This is a genomic window from Citrobacter sp. GW821-FHT07H02, assembly GCF_059418505.1.
Genome location: NZ_JBWKPZ010000004.1, coordinates 203,773 through 221,785, shown reverse-complemented (window position 1 = coordinate 221,785; position 18,013 = coordinate 203,773). Strand labels below are relative to the sequence as shown.

17 protein-coding genes are annotated in these 18,013 nt (G+C 52.5%); 8 read left to right on the top strand and 9 right to left on the bottom strand.

Annotated features, from left to right (window positions below; translation table 11 throughout):
* Positions 1-90 precede the first annotated feature (90 nt).
* The 4 genes from frr to rpsB form a co-directional block, all read right to left on the bottom strand.
* Positions 91-648: a ribosome recycling factor gene (frr, locus tag AC07NP_RS07955; protein ID WP_203358868.1), complete on the bottom strand. Its 558-nt coding sequence runs from the start codon at positions 646-648 to the stop codon at positions 91-93.
* A gap of 152 nt (positions 649-800) precedes the next feature.
* Positions 801-1,526, bottom strand: coding sequence for a UMP kinase (gene pyrH, locus AC07NP_RS07950; protein WP_046475796.1), 726 nt, complete (start codon positions 1,524-1,526; stop codon positions 801-803).
* Positions 1,527-1,677: 151 nt separating this feature from the next.
* The gene (gene tsf, locus AC07NP_RS07945) at positions 1,678-2,529 is read right to left on the bottom strand and encodes a translation elongation factor Ts (RefSeq protein WP_203358869.1); all 852 of its coding nucleotides are present in this window, start codon (positions 2,527-2,529) and stop codon (positions 1,678-1,680) included.
* Positions 2,530-2,665: 136 nt separating this feature from the next.
* The gene (gene rpsB, locus AC07NP_RS07940) at positions 2,666-3,391 is read right to left on the bottom strand and encodes a 30S ribosomal protein S2 (RefSeq protein WP_162381141.1); all 726 of its coding nucleotides are present in this window, start codon (positions 3,389-3,391) and stop codon (positions 2,666-2,668) included.
* A gap of 321 nt (positions 3,392-3,712) precedes the next feature.
* Between rpsB and map the strand changes: the two genes are divergently transcribed.
* From map to AC07NP_RS07920, 4 genes are all read left to right on the top strand, one after another.
* Positions 3,713-4,507 carry a type I methionyl aminopeptidase gene (gene map / locus AC07NP_RS07935; protein WP_494660084.1) on the top strand — a complete coding sequence of 265 codons (795 nt, stop codon included), beginning with the start codon at positions 3,713-3,715 and terminating at the stop codon, positions 4,505-4,507.
* A 113-nt stretch (positions 4,508-4,620) separates the two neighbouring features.
* Entirely contained in the window at positions 4,621-7,293 is a 2,673-nt protein-coding gene (gene glnD, locus AC07NP_RS07930) for a bifunctional uridylyltransferase/uridylyl-removing protein GlnD (protein WP_494660083.1), read from the top strand.
* A gap of 30 nt (positions 7,294-7,323) precedes the next feature.
* Entirely contained in the window at positions 7,324-8,148 is an 825-nt protein-coding gene (gene dapD / locus AC07NP_RS07925; protein WP_203358873.1) for a 2,3,4,5-tetrahydropyridine-2,6-dicarboxylate N-succinyltransferase, read from the top strand.
* A 110-nt stretch (positions 8,149-8,258) separates the two neighbouring features.
* Entirely contained in the window at positions 8,259-8,645 is a 387-nt protein-coding gene (locus tag AC07NP_RS07920) for a DUF3461 family protein (protein ID WP_192611139.1), read from the top strand.
* Between the two features lie 124 nt (positions 8,646-8,769).
* Here AC07NP_RS07920 and AC07NP_RS07915 read toward each other — a convergent pair whose 3' ends face one another.
* The 3 genes from AC07NP_RS07915 to dgt form a co-directional block, all read right to left on the bottom strand.
* On the bottom strand, positions 8,770-9,180 hold the full coding sequence (locus AC07NP_RS07915) for a helix-turn-helix domain-containing protein (RefSeq protein WP_494660082.1): 411 nt from the start codon (positions 9,178-9,180) through the stop codon (positions 8,770-8,772).
* A gap of 178 nt (positions 9,181-9,358) precedes the next feature.
* A complete protein-coding gene (gene degP / locus AC07NP_RS07910; protein WP_494660081.1) occupies positions 9,359-10,795 on the bottom strand; it encodes a serine endoprotease DegP in 1,437 nt (478 codons plus the stop codon).
* Between the two features lie 132 nt (positions 10,796-10,927).
* Complete coding sequence (gene dgt / locus AC07NP_RS07905) at positions 10,928-12,442, bottom strand: dGTPase (RefSeq protein ID WP_203358876.1); 1,515 nt, start codon at positions 12,440-12,442, stop codon at positions 10,928-10,930.
* An 83-nt stretch (positions 12,443-12,525) separates the two neighbouring features.
* Between dgt and mtnN the strand changes: the two genes are divergently transcribed.
* Genes mtnN through AC07NP_RS07890 form a run of 3 tightly spaced genes read left to right on the top strand, consistent with a single transcriptional unit; the run spans position 12,526 to position 14,678 of the window.
* The gene (gene mtnN / locus AC07NP_RS07900) at positions 12,526-13,224 is read left to right on the top strand and encodes a 5'-methylthioadenosine/S-adenosylhomocysteine nucleosidase (RefSeq protein ID WP_203358877.1); all 699 of its coding nucleotides are present in this window, start codon (positions 12,526-12,528) and stop codon (positions 13,222-13,224) included.
* Positions 13,217-14,017, top strand: coding sequence for a vitamin B12 ABC transporter substrate-binding protein BtuF (btuF, locus tag AC07NP_RS07895; RefSeq protein ID WP_494660080.1), 801 nt, complete (start codon positions 13,217-13,219; stop codon positions 14,015-14,017). The genes mtnN and btuF overlap by 8 nt, the downstream gene beginning before the upstream one ends.
* Before the next feature lie 37 nt (positions 14,018-14,054).
* Positions 14,055-14,678, top strand: coding sequence for a TRIC cation channel family protein (locus tag AC07NP_RS07890; RefSeq protein WP_203358879.1), 624 nt, complete (start codon positions 14,055-14,057; stop codon positions 14,676-14,678).
* Positions 14,679-14,722: 44 nt separating this feature from the next.
* Here the strand turns inward: AC07NP_RS07890 and erpA are convergent, their stop codons facing one another.
* Together erpA and clcA are read right to left on the bottom strand one after the other, a co-directional pair.
* Entirely contained in the window at positions 14,723-15,067 is a 345-nt protein-coding gene (gene erpA, locus AC07NP_RS07885) for an iron-sulfur cluster insertion protein ErpA (protein WP_006686771.1), read from the bottom strand.
* An 80-nt stretch (positions 15,068-15,147) separates the two neighbouring features.
* Complete coding sequence (gene clcA / locus AC07NP_RS07880; protein ID WP_494660079.1) at positions 15,148-16,569, bottom strand: H(+)/Cl(-) exchange transporter ClcA; 1,422 nt, start codon at positions 16,567-16,569, stop codon at positions 15,148-15,150.
* A gap of 151 nt (positions 16,570-16,720) precedes the next feature.
* Here clcA and hemL point away from each other — a divergent pair, with 151 nt between their 5' ends.
* On the top strand, positions 16,721-18,001 hold the full coding sequence (gene hemL, locus AC07NP_RS07875) for a glutamate-1-semialdehyde 2,1-aminomutase (RefSeq protein ID WP_192611131.1): 1,281 nt from the start codon (positions 16,721-16,723) through the stop codon (positions 17,999-18,001).
* The last annotated feature ends 12 nt before the right edge of the window (positions 18,002-18,013 follow it).

The window sequence follows — 18,013 nt, the reverse complement described above, 5'->3', positions numbered from 1 at the left end:
GTCCAGAAGAATTGAGATACGATAAAAAGCAAAACGCCGCCAGCCAACCCTTACAGGTTTTCTGTGCGGCGTTTTAGTCGTACAGGAAAATCAGAACTGCATCAGTTCTGTTTCTTTTTCTGCCAGCGCCGCATCAACTTTCTTGATGGCTGCGTCGGTCATTTTCTGCACGTCTTCCTGAGAACGACGATCGTCATCTTCGCTGATCTCTTTCTCTTTCAGCAGAGCTTTCACTTTGTCGTTCGCATCGCGACGTACGTTACGTACGGCAACACGTGCTTGTTCAGCTTCACCACGAACGATTTTCGTCAGATCTTTACGACGTTCTTCCGTCAGCGGAGGCAGCGGAACACGAATATCGCTACCTGCAGAGCTTGGGTTCAGGCCGAGGTCAGAAGCCATAATCGCTTTCTCAACAGCAGGCCCCAAAGAACGGTCAAACACGTTGATTTTCAGAGTACGGGAATCTTCTACCGTTACGCTTGCCAGCTGACGCAGCGGCGTCGGCGTGCCGTAATATTCTACGACAATGCCATCCAGCAGGCTGGGAGAAGCACGACCCGTGCGTATTTTGCTGATTTGGTTTTTGAACGCTTCGACGCATTTGTCCATGCGTACTTCAGCATCTTTTCTGATTTCGCTAATCACGTTACGAATCCTTGAAAACTTGTCTCAGTCAGACCAGACAGTCGCACACAGTGGCAGTGTGCTAAGTATAGCCCTGATTAATTCATATACGGGTAAGAGCCTCTCCCGCGACAGTAAAGCGGAATATTACCTGTATTTGGACATCACGGGAATTATTCCGTGATTAAAGTCCCTTCTTTTTCGCCCATCACAACACGACGCAGCGCACCAGGCTTGTTCATGTTGAATACACGAATCGGCAATTTGTGGTCACGAGCCAGCGTGAAGGCAGCCAGATCCATCACTTTCAGCTCTTTATCCAGCACTTCATTGTAGGTCAATTGCTCGTACATGGTCGCGGTTGGATCTTTCGCAGGATCGGCAGTAAATACGCCATCTACTTTGGTGGCTTTCAGTACAACGTCCGCTTCAATTTCAATACCACGCAGGCACGCTGCGGAATCGGTAGTGAAGAACGGATTACCCGTACCGGCAGACAAAATAACCACACGGTTATTACGCAGCAGGCTAATCGCTTCTGCCCAGCTGTAATTGTCACATACGCCGTTCAGGGGAATAGCAGACATCAGGCGGGCGTTCACATAGGCGCGGTGAAGCGCATCGCGCATTGCCAGACCGTTCATTACGGTGGCCAGCATGCCCATGTGGTCGCCCACAACGCGGTTCATACCCGCTTTCGCCAGACCAGCACCACGGAACAAGTTACCGCCACCAATTACCACACCAACCTGAATACCCAGTTCAACCAGCTCTTTGATTTCCTGAGCCATACGATCCAGTATGCTTGCGTCGATACCGAAGCCTTCCGTACCCTGCAGAGCTTCGCCGCTCAACTTAAGCAGAATGCGTTTATAGACGGGTTTTGCATTGGTAGCCATGTTTCTTTCCTGAGACTGTCAACGATTAAGATGGGGGTTAATTCTGGCGACATATGATATGTCGCATATCAGCACAGAAACGCCTGGAGTCTGTCTGAATTTTGCCTGACGGACACAAAAAGAAGCCGCCCTCAGGCGGCTCCTTATAAAATTAAGACTGCTTGGACATCGCAGCAACTTCTGCTGCAAAGTCAGTCTCAACTTTCTCGATGCCTTCGCCCACTTCAAAGCGGATGAAGCCAGTAACGTCAGCGTTGTGCTCTTTCAGCAGCTGAGCAACAGATTTGCTCGGCTCCATGACGAACGGCTGGCCAGTCAGAGAAACTTCGCCGGTGAATTTCTTCATGCGGCCTTCAACCATTTTCTCTGCGATTTCTTTCGGCTTACCGGACTGCATCGCGATGTCCAGCTGAACCTGGTATTCTTTCTCTACCACTTCAGCAGACACGTCTTCCGGCTTAACAAATTCTGGTTTGCTTGCAGCAACGTGCATTGCCAGCTGTTTAACCAGTTCTTCGTCAGCGCCAGTTGCAGCAACCAGAACACCGATACGCGCACCGTGCTGGTAGTTACCCAGAATTTCGCCTTCCAGGGAAGCAACACGACGGATGTTGATGTTCTCACCGATTTTAGCAACCAGAGCAACACGTTCTTCTTCGAACTGTGCTTTCAGAACTTCAACGTCAGTGATTTTGCCAGCAACGGCAGCGTCCAGTACTTTGTCAGCAAATGCCTGGAAACCAGCATCTTTAGCAACGAAGTCAGTCTGGCAGTTAACTTCCAGAATGAAAGCGATGTTGCCGTCGATTTTGGTTTTGATTACGCCGTCAGCAGCAACGTTGCCTGCTTTTTTCGCCGCTTTGATCGCGCCGGATTTACGCATGTTTTCGATTGCCAGCTCGATGTCGCCATTAGCTTCAGTCAGTGCTTTTTTGCAATCCATCATGCCTGCGCCGGTACGCTCACGCAGCTCTTTTACCAGGGATGCGGTAATTTCAGCCATTCTAAAATCCTCGGAAGATTTGATCTGCCCGGCCATAAACCGCACAGATTTAAAAGTGAAAAAGGGGGCCATATACAGGCCCCCTAACCAAACGTGATACTACCTGGTCTATAAGGGCTCTAACGAGCGTGCCTTATTATTCAGCTTCTACGAAGCTTTCTTCCGCCTGGGAAGCCAGATCCTGAGAACGGCCTTCACGAACGGTTGCAGCTACAGCGCCCAGGTACAGGCTAACAGCACGGATTGCGTCGTCGTTACCCGGGATAACGAAGTCAACACCGTCCGGATCAGAGTTGGTATCAACGATAGCAAATACCGGAATACCCAGGTTGTTTGCTTCTTTGATAGCAATGTGCTCGTGGTCAGCATCGATAACGAACAGAGCGTCCGGCAGACCGCCCATGTCTTTGATACCGCCCAGGCTGTTTTCCAGTTTCTCAAGCTCACGAGTGCGCATCAGCGCTTCTTTCTTGGTCAGCTTTTCGAAAGTACCGTCCTGAGACTGAGTTTCCAGGTCTTTCAGACGTTTGATGGACTGACGAACGGTTTTCCAGTTAGTCAGCATACCGCCCAGCCAGCGATGGTTCACGAAGAACTGGTCGCAGCTGTTAGCAGCGTCTTTCACCGCTTCGCTTGCAGCGCGTTTAGTACCAACGAAAAGGATTTTGCCTTTGCGAGAAGAGATCTTGTTCAGTTCAGCCAGAGCTTCGTTGAACATCGGTACAGTTTTCTCAAGGTTGATGATGTGAACTTTGTTACGCGCACCGAAGATGAACGGCTTCATTTTCGGGTTCCAGTAACGGGTCTGGTGACCAAAGTGAACACCAGCCTTGAGCATGTCGCGCATGGAAACAGTTGCCATGATTAAAACCTCTATATATAAAGTTGGGGTTATGCCTCCACGTATCCCATATTACCGACCCCAAAGGGCACCCCGGAATATGTGCCGATACGTGTGTGTTGTTACACAAAGTGAGATTTGTCGCTTCCGTCTATCTTGTGTATCTGAGAGAGAACGGAAGTCCGGCGCGCTTTATACCACAAATACGCCGCAGACACCAATAATTGTTGGCAGTCTGTGCTGTTAATGATTCTCAATTTGGCAGCGTGTACCCCTGACTGATACCATTGACAGCACTTACACAATTATTGTCGAAATAATCGACACTGATGGACAGAATTCATGGCTATCTCAATCAAGACCCCTGAAGAAATCGAAAAAATGCGCGTCGCTGGCCGTATGGCTGCCGAAGTGCTGGAAATGATCGAACCGTATATCAAACCGGGCGTCAGCACCGGTGAACTGGATCGTATCTGTAACGACTATATCGTTAATGAACAGCATGCTATTTCCGCATGTCTGGGCTATCACGGCTACCCGAAATCCGTCTGCATCTCTATTAATGAAGTGGTGTGTCACGGTATTCCGGATGATGCCAAACATCTGAAAGATGGCGATATCGTCAACATCGACGTGACCGTCATTAAAGACGAATACCACGGCGATACCTCAAAAATGTTTATCGTCGGCAAACCTACCATTCTGGGCGAACGTCTGTGCCGTGTGACGCAGGAAAGCCTGTATCTGGCACTGCGGATGGTAAAACCGGGCATCCGTCTGCGTACGCTGGGTGCTGCCATTCAGAAATATGCGGAAGGCGAAGGTTTCTCCGTGGTGCGTGAATACTGTGGTCACGGCATTGGTCGCGGCTTCCATGAAGAACCACAGGTTCTGCACTACGATGCTGATGACGGTGGTGTTGTGCTGCAAACCGGGATGACATTCACCATTGAACCGATGCTGAACGCCGGTGATTATCGTATCCGTACCATGAAAGATGGCTGGACGGTAAAAACGAAAGATCGCAGCTTGTCCGCACAGTATGAGCATACTATTGTGGTGACAGAGAATGGCTGTGAAATTCTGACATTACGCAAGGATGACACCATCCCGGCGGTCATCACGCACGACGAATAATTTTTTGCCTGATGGCGATGCTCCCGCATCTTATCAGGCCTACAAATTGCACTATCCCGTAGGCCGGATAAGGCGCTCGCGCCGTCATCCGGCTTTTTAATGGGTGGCATACGATGAAAACTCTTCCAGAACAGCATGCGAACACGGCCCTCCCCACCCTACCTGGCCAACCGCAAAACCCCGGCGTCTGGCCGCAACATGAGCTAACCTGTGCGGACATAAAAGCCCACCTTGATGTCTTTCAGCGTTGGCTGGGCGAGGCCTTTGACGAAGGCGTTTCCGCCGAAATGCTCATTGAAGCCCGTACCGAATTTATTGACCAGCTCCTGCAGCGACTGTGGATCGATTACGGCTTTGGGCAAATTAGCGATGTCGCGCTGGTGGCGGTTGGCGGCTACGGTCGCGGTGAACTTCATCCGCTTTCCGATATCGACCTGCTGATCTTAAGCCGTAAAAAGTTGCCCGACGCGCAGGCGCAAAAAATTGGTGAATTGCTGACTCTGCTGTGGGACGTCAAACTGGAGGTTGGGCACAGCGTGCGGACTCTGGAAGAGTGCCTGCTGGAAGGTTTGTCGGATCTCACCGTCGCCACTAACCTTATCGAAACACGTCTGCTCATCGGGGATGTCGCGTTATTTCTTGAATTGCAGAAACACATCTTCAGCGAAGGGTTCTGGCCGTCTGAAAAATTTTTTGCCGCGAAAGTTGAAGAGCAACACCTGCGCCATCACCGCTATCACGGTACCAGTTACAATCTGGAACCTGACATCAAAAGCAGTCCCGGCGGTCTTCGCGATATTCATACTCTGCAGTGGGTGGCGCGTCGCCATTTTGGCGCGACATCGTTAGACGAGATGGTCGGTTTCGGCTTTTTAACGCAGGCGGAACGTGCCGAGCTGAACGAGTGCCTGCATATTCTGTGGCGCATTCGCTTTGCACTCCACCTGGTGGTCAGCCGTTACGATAACCGTCTACTGTTTGACCGCCAGTTAAACGTTGCCCAGCGCCTCAACTATAGCGGCGAAGGCAACGAACCGGTCGAGCAGATGATGAAGGATTATTTCCGGGTCACCCGCCGCGTTACTGAACTTAATCAGATGCTGCTGCAACTGTTTGACGAAGCGATCCTCGCGCTGTCCGCCGACGAAAAACCGCGCCCCATCGATGACGATTTTCAGTTACGCGGTACGCTGATCGATCTGCGCAGTGAGGATCTTTTTATCCGTGAACCGGAAGCGATCCTGCGGATGTTCTATACCATGGTGCGCAACAGCGCGATCACGGGCATCTATTCCACCACGCTGCGTCATCTTCGCCATGCGCGTCGCCATCTTAATCAACCGCTGTGCTACATCCCGGAAGCACGATCGCTGTTTCTGAGTATGCTGCGCCATCCCGGCGCCGTCAGTCGCGGTCTGTTGCCGATGCACCGTCACAGCGTGCTGTGGGCCTATATGCCGCAATGGTCGCACATCGTCGGTCAAATGCAGTTTGACCTGTTCCACGCCTATACCGTGGATGAGCACACCATTCGGGTCATGCTGAAGCTGGAGAGCTTCGCCAAAGAAGAGACGCGTCAGGCTCACCCGCTATGCGTGGATCTCTGGCCTCGCCTGCGACAACCCGAGCTGATTTTTATCGCCGCGCTGTTTCATGATATCGCCAAAGGACGCGGCGGCGACCACTCGGTGCTGGGCGCGCAGGACGTGCTTAAATTCGCCGAGCTGCACGGTCTGAACTCACGCGAAACGCAACTGGTTGCCTGGCTGGTGCGTCATCACCTGCTGATGTCTGTCACGGCGCAGCGACGCGATATTCAGGATCCGGAAGTGATCAAGCAATTCGCCGAAGAGATGCAAACAGAACACCGTTTGCGTTTCCTCGCCTGTCTGACGGTAGCCGACATTTGCGCCACCAATGAAACGCTGTGGAATAGCTGGAAGCAGAGCCTGTTGCGTGAACTCTATTTCGCCACCGAGAAACAGCTCCGCCGGGGAATGCAGAATACGCCAGATATGCGCGAACGTGTGCGTCATCACCAGTTGCAGGCCCTGGCGTTGCTGCGTATGGATAATATTGACGAAGAGGCGCTGCATCACATCTGGTCACGCTGTCGCGCCAACTATTTTGTCCGCCATAGCCCAAATCAGCTGGCCTGGCACGCACGACATCTGTTGCAGCATGACCTCAGTGATCCATTAATTCTGCTCAGCCCGCAGGCCACGCGCGGCGGAACCGAAATTTTTATCTGGAGCCCGGACAGACCGTATCTGTTTGCCGCCGTCTGTGCCGAGCTGGACAGGCGTAACCTGAGCGTTCACGACGCGCAGATTTTCACCACTCGCGACGGCATGGCGATGGATACGTTTATCGTTCTGGAACCCGATGGCAGCCCCCTTTCGCCGGATCGCCACGAAGCCATCCGTTTTGGGCTGGAACAGGCAATCACACAGCGCAGTTGGCAACCTCCGCAACCGCGTCGACAACCGGCCAAGCTACGCCATTTCACCGTCGAGACTGAAGTGAATTTCCTGCCAACCCATACCGACCGGAAATCGTTCCTGGAATTGATTGCACTCGATCAACCTGGCCTGTTGGCGCGGGTCGGGCAAATTTTTGCCGATCTGGGAATTTCGCTTCATGGCGCCCGAATTACAACCATTGGTGAGCGAGTAGAAGATTTATTCATAATCGCCACAGCCGACCGGCGTGCGCTTAATAATGAGCTGCAGCAGGAAGTGCATCAACGGTTGACAGAGGCCCTCAATCCAAACGATAAAGTGTAGTGTGTTTATTTATATGGAAAGAGTTTAACAATGCAGCAGTTACAGAACGTTATTGAGTCAGCTTTCGAGCGTCGTGCCGACATCACTCCGGCAAATGTAGATACCGTGACCCGTGAAGCGGTTAATCAGGTCATTTCTCTGCTGGATTCCGGCGTGCTGCGTGTCGCAGAAAAGATTGATGGCCAGTGGGTCACCCATCAGTGGCTGAAGAAAGCGGTACTGCTCTCTTTCCGTATTAACGATAACCAGGTTATCGACGGTGCGGAAAGCCGCTACTTCGATAAAGTGCCGATGAAATTCGCCGACTACGATGAAGCGCGTTTCCAGAAAGAAGGCTTCCGTGTGGTTCCGCCTGCGGCTGTGCGTCAGGGCGCATTTATCGCTCGCAATACGGTGCTGATGCCATCTTACGTGAACATCGGTGCTTACGTTGACGAAGGTACCATGGTTGATACCTGGGCGACCGTTGGCTCCTGCGCGCAGATTGGTAAAAACGTTCACCTGTCTGGCGGCGTGGGCATCGGTGGTGTACTGGAGCCACTGCAGGCTAATCCAACCATCATCGAAGACAACTGCTTTATCGGCGCGCGTTCAGAAGTCGTTGAAGGGGTGATCGTGGAAGAAGGTTCCGTGATCTCCATGGGCGTGTACATCGGTCAAAGCACCCGTATTTATGATCGCGAAACCGGTGAAGTGCATTATGGTCGCGTTCCGGCGGGCTCGGTGGTTGTTTCCGGCAACCTACCGTCTAAAGACGGGAAATACAGCCTGTACTGTGCAGTGATTGTGAAAAAAGTGGATGCGAAAACCCGCGGCAAAGTGGGCATCAACGAGCTGCTACGCACCATCGACTAATCCTGATTAGAAAAAGCGGGGGCAACCCCGCTTTTTTTATATCTTCTGGTGGCGGAAAAAGAACTTTTCGTTAATTATTCAAAGGTTATGTTGAGATTAAGGGTACCGCTATGTACGACAATCTGAAAAGTCTGGGCATTACCAATCCTGAAGAAATCGATCGTTACAGCCTGCGGCAAGAAGCCAACAACGATATCCTGAAAATCTATTTCCAGAAGGATAAAGGCGAATTCTTTGCCAAGAGCGTTAAGTTTAAATATCCTCGCCAGCGCAAAACGGTCGTCGCTGATGGTGTTGGTCAGGGGTACAAAGAGGTTCAGGAGATCAGCCCGAATCTACGCTATGTGATCGACGAGCTGGATCAAATCTGCCAGCGTGACCGCACCGAAGTCGATCTTAAACGTAAGATCCTCGACGATTTACGCCATCTGGAATCGGTCGTGACCAATAAGATCAGCGAGATTGAAGCCGATCTTGAGAAGTTGACACGCAAATAACGCGGTTTGTTGCCGGGTGGCGGCTTCGCCTTACCCGGCCTACCCATTGGTGCGTGCCCGCCGCCACCCGGCTTTATTTTGCCTGATGGCACTACGTTTATCAGGCCGACAAAACAAATCCCGCCTACCGTTGTTCATCCAGTTGCAATGCCACATACAACAGCAACCGATCGTCAAAACTCCCCAAATCCAGCCCGGTGAGTTCAGAGATACGGTTCAGGCGATACTCTAGCGTATTACGGTGGATAAATAACGCTTTTGACGTCGCCAGCGGCTGTACGTTGTGGCGAAACCACGCCGCCAGTGTCCGGCGCAATAATCCGTTGTTATCCATGGCTTTCAGTCGTGCTAACGGCCTCGCCAGCTCATTATCAATATCGACAACGCGCCCTTGCGACAACACCAGCAATGCACCTTCGTGCAATTCACCAATACGTTCGCGATCGCCGCTGCCGATAATGCGCCCACGGGCATCCATTACGTTGATATTGGTATCAATGATGCGCATGGTCCGCGACACGATATCCTGTGCCATGTTGGTATCAAGATGCCAGCCATAAACCCTCCTGTGAGCGGAACTCAAGCATAGGGAAGATGTTAGCCTGCAACATTGTGCAAATGCACAAACTGACGGGAAGATATATGGACTTGTGGGAAACTTCACAAAACGGAGGAGAACCCTTTCCCCTGTGGGGAAAGGGTTTTGCGAGGGATTACTGCATCAGCAGGTAGATAGAGCTATCGCCACGCTGAATGTTCAGCGCCAGCACAGACGGTTTGCTGTCGAGGATTTTACGCAGTTCAGCGATGTTTTTAATCGCCTGCTGGTTTGCCCCAACGATCACGTCCCCTTTCTTCAGACCAATCATGGCCGCCGGAGAATTGGCTTTGACGTTATTCACGACAACGCCCTTATCCTGGCCTTTATTACTCATCTCAGCACCTTCAATACCGCTGAAGATGGTGCTGGAGTCGACCTGATTCTGGCTGCTTTGCTGCAGCTCCAGACTTACTGTAACAGGCTTGCCTTCGCGCAGCAGACCCAGGCTGATCTTGCTGCCAATCGGCATCGTTCCTACCTGAGCGCGCAGTGCGGCAAAGCTGCTGATCGGCTTGCCGTTCAGAGACGTAATGACGTCACCCGCTTTAATGCCCGCTTTCGCCGCCGACGAGTTCGGCAATACCTGGCTCACGAATGCGCCACGCTGGGCATCAACTTTCATTGCTTTCGCCAGCTCAGAGCTCAGTTCGGTCCCCAGAATCCCCAGCTCTCCGCGTTTCACCTGACCGTACTCCACCATCTGGGCCGTCAGGTTTTTCACCATGTTGCTTGGGATGGCAAAACCGATACCGATATTGCCGCCGTCCGGCGCAAGAATGGCGGTGTTAATACCGATCAGTTCGCCGTTCAGGTTCACCAGCGCACCACCGGAGTTACCCCGGTTGATGGCGGCATCAGTCTGGATAAAGTTTTCATAGTTCTCTGCGTTCAGACCGCTACGGCCCAGCGCAGAAACAATACCGGACGTCACCGTCTCGCCCAGACCGAACGGGTTACCGATGGCAACTGTATAATCCCCCACGCGCAGCGTGTCAGAGTCCGCCAGCTTAATCGCCGTCAGATTTTTCGGATCCTGAATCTGGATCAGCGCGATATCGGAGCGCGGATCTTTACCGACGACCTTCGCATCGAATTTACGGCCATCGCTCAGTTGTACTTTGATAACGCTGGCTTTGTCGACCACGTGGTTGTTGGTCACAACATAGCCTTTTGCAGCGTCAATAATGACACCGGAGCCCAGCGCCATGAATTTTTGTTGCTGACCGCCGCCGTTATCGCCGCCCTGCTGCACCCCGCCCTGACAGAAAGGCGAGCTCTGGAATGGCGAGCCATCCTGACAGAACGGAGAATCTTCACCGAAAAACTGCTGGAAGTTACGCGGCATACGCGGCGTATTCACCGTCGTGCTGCCTTCCACGTTAATACTCACCACCGATGGCATCACTTTTTCGAGCATCGGCGCCAGACTTGGCATCTGCTGGGCTGTTGTTGCTGAAGACGCCGTCTCAGCCGCCGTTGCAGACAGGGGGGACAACGCCAAACCTAAACTCAGAGCCAGTGCACTCATTGCTAATGTGGTTTTTTTCATGTGTTTCGATCTCGATTAACAGATAACGCAAAATTGCTGTGTACATCAGATTCGTTTTATAGCGCGAAGTTCCGGTATAAAGTTTCTGGAAACGGTAAATATTTATTGTTCATCTTTACAAAAGGTTGAATATTATTCAACCGCCATCAGTCGGCGATATTCATCCCAGGCATACAAATCGGTCATCCCGCTGATATAATCCTGGATCAGACGGCAGCGATAATAATATTCCAGCGTGGCGTATTCCGGGGAATCTGAGGCTAATTTACCCACCACTTCAACATAGGCCAGGCGGTGACGCGTAGAGAGCTTCTGGAATAGTCTGGACTCAATAGGAAAGCGTTTCAGTCGTTCGTTATCCACCAGCTCAGAAAAATCTAATAGCGACATTTTTAATAGCGGCTGATAAATCTCCAGCAAACCGCTGATCACCCGATATCCCTGTAATTCCAGCTGTTCGACATCCGGGTGGCTAAACACGTGTTTTACCGCGACATTTTTATATAATTCAAGCAACTGACTGAAGCCACTGGCATCTTCCAGCAATGCATGATTGAAATTACCGTCAAAGATTTGCGGCAAATTATCAATAAAGCGTTGGGCAGCATACGGCACCAGTTTATTAAGTGTATTCACGCGTAAATACATAAAAAACTGGTCTTCCGTACTGCGGCTTAATGAATTGGCGCGCGATTTCTCCCAGGCATTCTCAACCACCTGTGTGAACAGTGAGCCTTTTTCATGATGCCCCCAGGCTTCATAAAGATGATGATAAAGCTGCTCCACGCTGAAGATTCTTTTCTCAACAGCATCCTCAAGATCGGCCACACAATATGAAATATCGTCAGCCGCCTCCATAATCCACGCCAATGGATATCGGCTGTAAGGCGCCATTTCAAGCTCTTTACGTAACCGCTCAATATAGGGCTCTTCAGAAAGATAGTAGCCCGGCTTTTTCATTAAATAGGTATGTGAGGAAGGCGTTTCACCCCGCCACCAGGCGGGTCGCGTATATTTTAAAATACCGCCCACCTGCGCCCAGGTCAGATTCATTCGCATCAATGTATGAACCAGACGTATCCCCTGCGCATTCCCTTCAAACTGACATAAGTCCTGGCGCACTTTACGACGAAGATGATTCACTGACTCCTCACCCTCACGCAATCGCAGCGCGGCAACGACACAACGATCGTCACTGAGTGGCTGGCTTTCCGCATCTGCCGGGAACAAACGCTGGCGAAACCAGTCGTTAATCGCCGCCTCGCCAAAATGCCCAAACGGCGGATTGCCGATATCATGCATCAGGCAAGACATCTCCACGATGCTCTCAAAAGGACCGGTCAACTCATCAAGGCCGTACTTCTCTAATAGTTTCAGCTCTTTAAGGCGACTCAGTATCTCTTTAGCGATATAACGCCCAACCTGCTGCACTTCCATAGAGTGCGTCAGTCGCGTCCGCACCGCCGCATTGCGCTCAAGGGGGAACACCTGCGTTTTCTGTTGCAGACGGCGAATCGCGGGTGAGTTGATGATCCGACCACGATCGCTCTCAAAGATCCGTAGAATTTCATGCTCAGATTTCGTGCCCTGCGGTGAGCGATAACGACGGTGCCAGTTAATTTTATTTCGGAAATCGATCTGTGCCATGTTCTCTCCCGCCTGAGCAATGCGCTTCACCTTAAGCGCATGATAGACTATGCCCTCAAATCTGGCTTATCGCGAGTAAATCTATGAAAATCGGCATCATTGGTGCAATGGAAGAAGAAGTTACGCTGCTGCGTGACAAAATCGAAAACCGTCAGACAATTACCCTTGGCGGTTGTGAAATTTACACCGGCCAACTGAACGGAACCGAGGTTGCGCTACTGAAATCAGGCATCGGTAAAGTCGCGGCTGCGCTGGGCGCAACTCTGCTTCTCGAGCGATGCAAGCCAGATGTCATTGTTAACACCGGTTCTGCGGGCGGCCTGGCGCCGACGCTGAAAGTCGGTGACATCGTGGTTTCTGACGAAGCGCGTTATCACGATGCCGACGTCACCGCATTTGGTTATGAATTTGGTCAGCTTCCAGGTTGCCCGGCAGGTTTTAAAGCAGATGACAAGCTGATCACAGCTGCCGAATCCTGCATCGCAGAACTGAACCTGAATGCAGTTCGCGGGTTGATCGTCAGTGGTGACGCCTTCATTAATGGCTCAGTCAGTCTGGCGAGGATCCGCCATAACTTCCCGAACGCGATTGCCGTGGAGATGGAAGCGACCGCTATCGCGCACGTTTGCCATAACTTTAACGTGCCTTTTGTGGTGGTTCGCGCCATTTCTGACGTGGCCGATCAGCAGTCTCACCTCAGCTTTGACGAGTTCCTGGTGGTTGCCGCCAAACAGTCCAGCCTGATGGTGGAAACGCTGGTCCAGAAACTGGCACATGGCTAAATCATTATCCAGGGCGCTGGCCGCCCTGCTTCTCACTCTTCCGGTGTGGCTGTCTGCCGCGCCGCGCGTCGTTTCTCTTTCCCCCGCTAACACCGAACTCGCCTTTGCCGCAGGCATTACCCCCGTTGGCGTTAGCAGTTATTCCGACTATCCCCCGGAAGCGAAAGGCATCGATGAGGTTTCTACCTGGCAAGGGATGAATCTGGAACGGATTGTGGCGCTAAAGCCCGATCTGGTTATCGCCTGGCGTGGCGGGAATTCAGAGCGGCAGGTCAATCAACTGACCTCTCTGGGCATCGACGTCATCTGGATAGACGCGGAGACCATCGAGCAAGTTGCTGGCGCGTTGCAACAGTTGGCTGCCTGGAGCCCCGATCCCGAGAAAGCCAATCGTGCGGCGCAAACCTTGTTGGATGAGTATGCTCAGCTAAAATCTCAGTATGCAGAGAAACCGAAAAAGCGGGTGTTTCTCCAGTTTGGCATCAATCCACCCTTTACCAGCGGAAAAAACTCGATTCAGAACCAGGTTATTGAGCTTTGTGGCGGAGAAAATGTCTTTGCCGATAGTCGGGTTCCCTGGCCGCAGGTGAGTCGCGAACAGGTGCTGGCAAGGGCTCCCCAGGCGATCGTCGTCGCAGGAGATTCGGGCGAAATTCTCAAAATCAAACAATACTGGGGAAATCAGCTAAAAATTCCGGTTATTCCACTCACCAGTGACTGGTTTGAACGCGCAAGCCCGCGTATTATCCTCGCCGCAAAACAACTCTGTAATGCGCTTTCACAAGTGAAATAGAGCCAGGCCCCGCCAGGCTCTCAGTGGGGATTCGACAATGCTCGTCTATTGGCTCGATATTGTAGGCACAGCGGTATTTGCTATCTCTGGCGTATTACTGGCCGGAAAACTGCGCATGGACCCTTTTGGCGTTCTGGTTCTTGGCGTTGTCACGGCCGTTGGCGGGGGAACCATTCGCGATATGGCGCTGGATAACGGGCCGGTATTTTGGGTAAAAGATCCGACCGACCTGGTGGTAGCGATGATCACCAGCATGCTCACCATTGTGCTGGTGCGTCAGCCCAGACGACTGCCTAAATGGATGCTCCCGGTATTGGATGCCGTTGGCTTAGCGGTGTTTGTTGGTATCGGCGTGAACAAAGCCTTTATTGCCGGAAGCGGTCCACTGGTCGCCATCTGTATGGGCGTGATTACCGGCGTCGGCGGCGGGATTATTCGTGATGTGCTAGCCCGCGAAGTCCCCATGATTTTACGCACTGAAATTTATGCAACGGCCTGTATCATCGGCGGAATTGTGCATGCTACTGCGTATTATACGTTTGATATTCCACTGGAGACGTCCAGTATGATGGGGATGGTCGTGACGTTGCTCATTCGACTTGCCGCCATTCGCTGGCATCTGAAGTTGCCGACCTTTGCACTGGATGATCGCACCAGATAGCAAAAAGCCGTGTCTATGACACGGCTTTTTCATGTTCAGTACAATCAGATACTGAAGGACGAGCCACACCCGCAGGTGCTTTTTGCGTTCGGGTTGGTCACGACGAAACGAGAACCTTCCAGACCTTCGGTGTAGTCAACGGATCCGCCCACCAGATACTGCAGGCTCATCGGATCGACAACCAGACCGACGCCCTGTTTCTCAATGGTCATATCGCCATCGTTCACCTGATCATCAAAGGTGAAACCGTACTGGAAACCGCTGCAACCACCACCGGTGATATACACACGTAATTTCAGATTCGGGTTATCTTCATCAGCGATCAGGCTTTTTACTTTATTGGCTGCTGCTTCAGTAAATTGCAGTGGCAGCGCTACGTCATCACTCATTTTTTGCTCCAAACGACATTGGCAATTGGGCAAATTCTAACCCAATACTCTTGTCATTATCTAATACCCTGGTATTTCGTTCAAGTATTCTCGCCAGCGGTAACGCCCTGGCTTTTTGCCGCCTGCTCTGCGTCCTGCTTTGCCAGTGTGCGGGCAAGGATTGTAGAGTATAGCGGCTTTCCGCCCATAAATTGCGCTAACAGTGTTGCGCCAAGACAGGTAATAATCATTGGCAAAATGAGCTGATAGTTATCGGTCATTTCCAGCACCAGCACAATCCCCGTCAACGGCGCCCGCACAGATGCCGCCAGCAATGCCCCCATTCCGGCAATCGCAAACGTCCCCGCCTCAAGATGATATTGCGGGAAAAATACCGCCGCCGCCATGCCAAACGCGGTGCCCAGCAACGTCCCCAACGCCAGCATTGGCGCAAAAATACCGCCAGGCGCGCCGGATGAAAAACAGAGCAGCGTGGTAATGACTCGGGCGATAAAAATAAACAGCAGGAGTCCAACGCTGAAATTACCGGCTGCGGCAATGGGGATCAGGTTAAATCCTCCGCCGGCCGCCTCCGGTTTAATCAGCCCGAGAATACCGCACAGCCCGCCGATAGCGCCGCCCATCAATACCCATTTTTTGATATCGCCGCCATGAAAGCGTTGGAACATATCCTGGGTACGCAACACCAGGGTATTGAAGACCGGCCCCACGCAGCCAAAAACCATCCCGAGGATCAAATAGAGCCACAGGGTGTTAACCGGCGCATTCGACAGTTTCCCCACCTCAATGATCGGCGCTTCACCGTTGAAGATCCGAAACACGATGCTGGACATGATAACCCCAGTGAACACCGCCTTGATCGAAATAAGGTTGTAACGAAACTGCGGACGCATCTCTTCAATAATGAATAAAATGCCCGCCAACGGCGCGTTAAAAGCGGCAGACAGCCCCGCAGCCGCACCGGTTGCCAGTAACGTGTGGCGCGCTTCGGCGCTGCGCATGCGAAACACATCCAGCACCATGCGACCAATATTACCGCCGATCTGCACCGTGGGTCCTTCGCGTCCGAGCACCATCCCCGCGCCGAGCGTCCCCATACCTCCAACAAACTTAACCGGCAGGACGCGCCACCAGCGCACGGGACGCAGCTCTTCCAGAGCGCCTTCAATTTCTGGGATACCCGAACCACCGGCCTCCGGCGCAAATTTACGCACCAGAAAATAACCGACCATCGCAAGCCCGGCAGAGAGAATAAAGGCCAGCGGCCAGACCAACAGCGCATGGTCTGCGACATGGGCCAATGAGCCGAGACGCTGGTTCTGGACCCAGGTCACCGCTTTTTCGAATGCCACGCCAACCAACCCAGTGACAGTACCGACAACGGCCGCCATCAACAAAATCGCCAGCGGCGTTTTATCGCGCTCAACGAGTCGGCGGATCAGATCCCTGCGCCGTAAGCGCAAAACGTGCTGTGCTTCAAAAGAGGGAGTGTCTGTTTTCATCGGATGATCATTAATTGGTAATACAAATACAGAGACGGCATTCTACTCGTCCCAATGATGAAAATCCCCTGTAAATCGTGTTGTTTCAAATGCGGATAACTTTACTTAGAATAGCGGGCATTCACTTTTTCTACGAACCAGGAACCCATCCATGAGTAAGTCTGAAAACCTCTACAGCGCAGCACGCGAGCTTATCCCCGGCGGCGTTAACTCCCCTGTTCGCGCCTTTACTGGCGTGGGGGGAACTCCGCTGTTTATCGAAAAAGCAGACGGCGCGTATCTGTATGATGTCGATGGCAAAGCCTACATCGATTACGTCGGTTCCTGGGGACCGATGGTGCTGGGTCACAACCATCCGGCTATCCGTAACGCGGTGATTGAAGCTGCCCAACGGGGTCTGAGTTTCGGTGCCCCTACCGAGATGGAAGTGAAAATGGCGGAGCTGGTCACCAATCTGGTGCCAACCATGGACATGGTGCGTATGGTGAACTCAGGTACCGAAGCCACCATGAGCGCCATCCGCCTGGCACGCGGCTTTACGGGTCGCGACAAGATCATCAAATTTGAAGGCTGCTACCACGGTCACGCCGACTGCCTGCTGGTCAAAGCCGGTTCCGGCGCACTGACGCTGGGTCAGCCGAACTCACCGGGCGTACCGGCAGATTTCGCTAAACATACCCTGACCTGTACTTACAACGATCTGGACTCGGTTCGCGCGGCATTCGAACAGTATCCGCAGGAGATTGCCTGCATCATCGTTGAGCCCGTCGCAGGTAACATGAACTGCATCCCGCCGCTGCCGGAATTCCTGCCTGGCCTGCGCGCGTTGTGCGACGAATTTGGTGCACTGCTGATTATCGACGAAGTGATGACCGGTTTCCGCGTCGCGCTGGCTGGCGCACAGGATTACTACGGCGTGACGCCAGACCTGACGTGCCTGGGCAAAATCATCGGCGGCGGTATGCCTGTCGGCGCTTTCGGCGGTCGCCGCGACGTGATGGATGCGCTGGCCCCGACCGGTCCGGTTTACCAGGCGGGAACGCTTTCCGGTAACCCTATCGCGATGGCAGCCGGTTTTGCCTGTCTGACCGAAGTCGCCCAACCGGGGATCCATGAAACGCTGAATGAGCTGACCACGCAACTGTCAGAAGGTTTGCTGGAGGCAGCACAGGAGGCGGGAATTCCGCTGGTGATGAACCATGTTGGCGGTATGTTCGGGATATTCTTCACCGATGCCGAATCCGTGACCTGCTACCAGGATGTGATGGCATGTGATGTGGAACGCTTTAAGCGTTTCTTCCATCTGATGCTGGATGAAGGCGTTTATCTGGCGCCGTCAGCGTTTGAAGCGGGCTTTATGTCCGTGGCGCACAGCGTGGACGATATCAATAACACCATCGACGCAGCACGTCGGGTGTTCGCGAAGCTGTAATCTTTTCGCCTC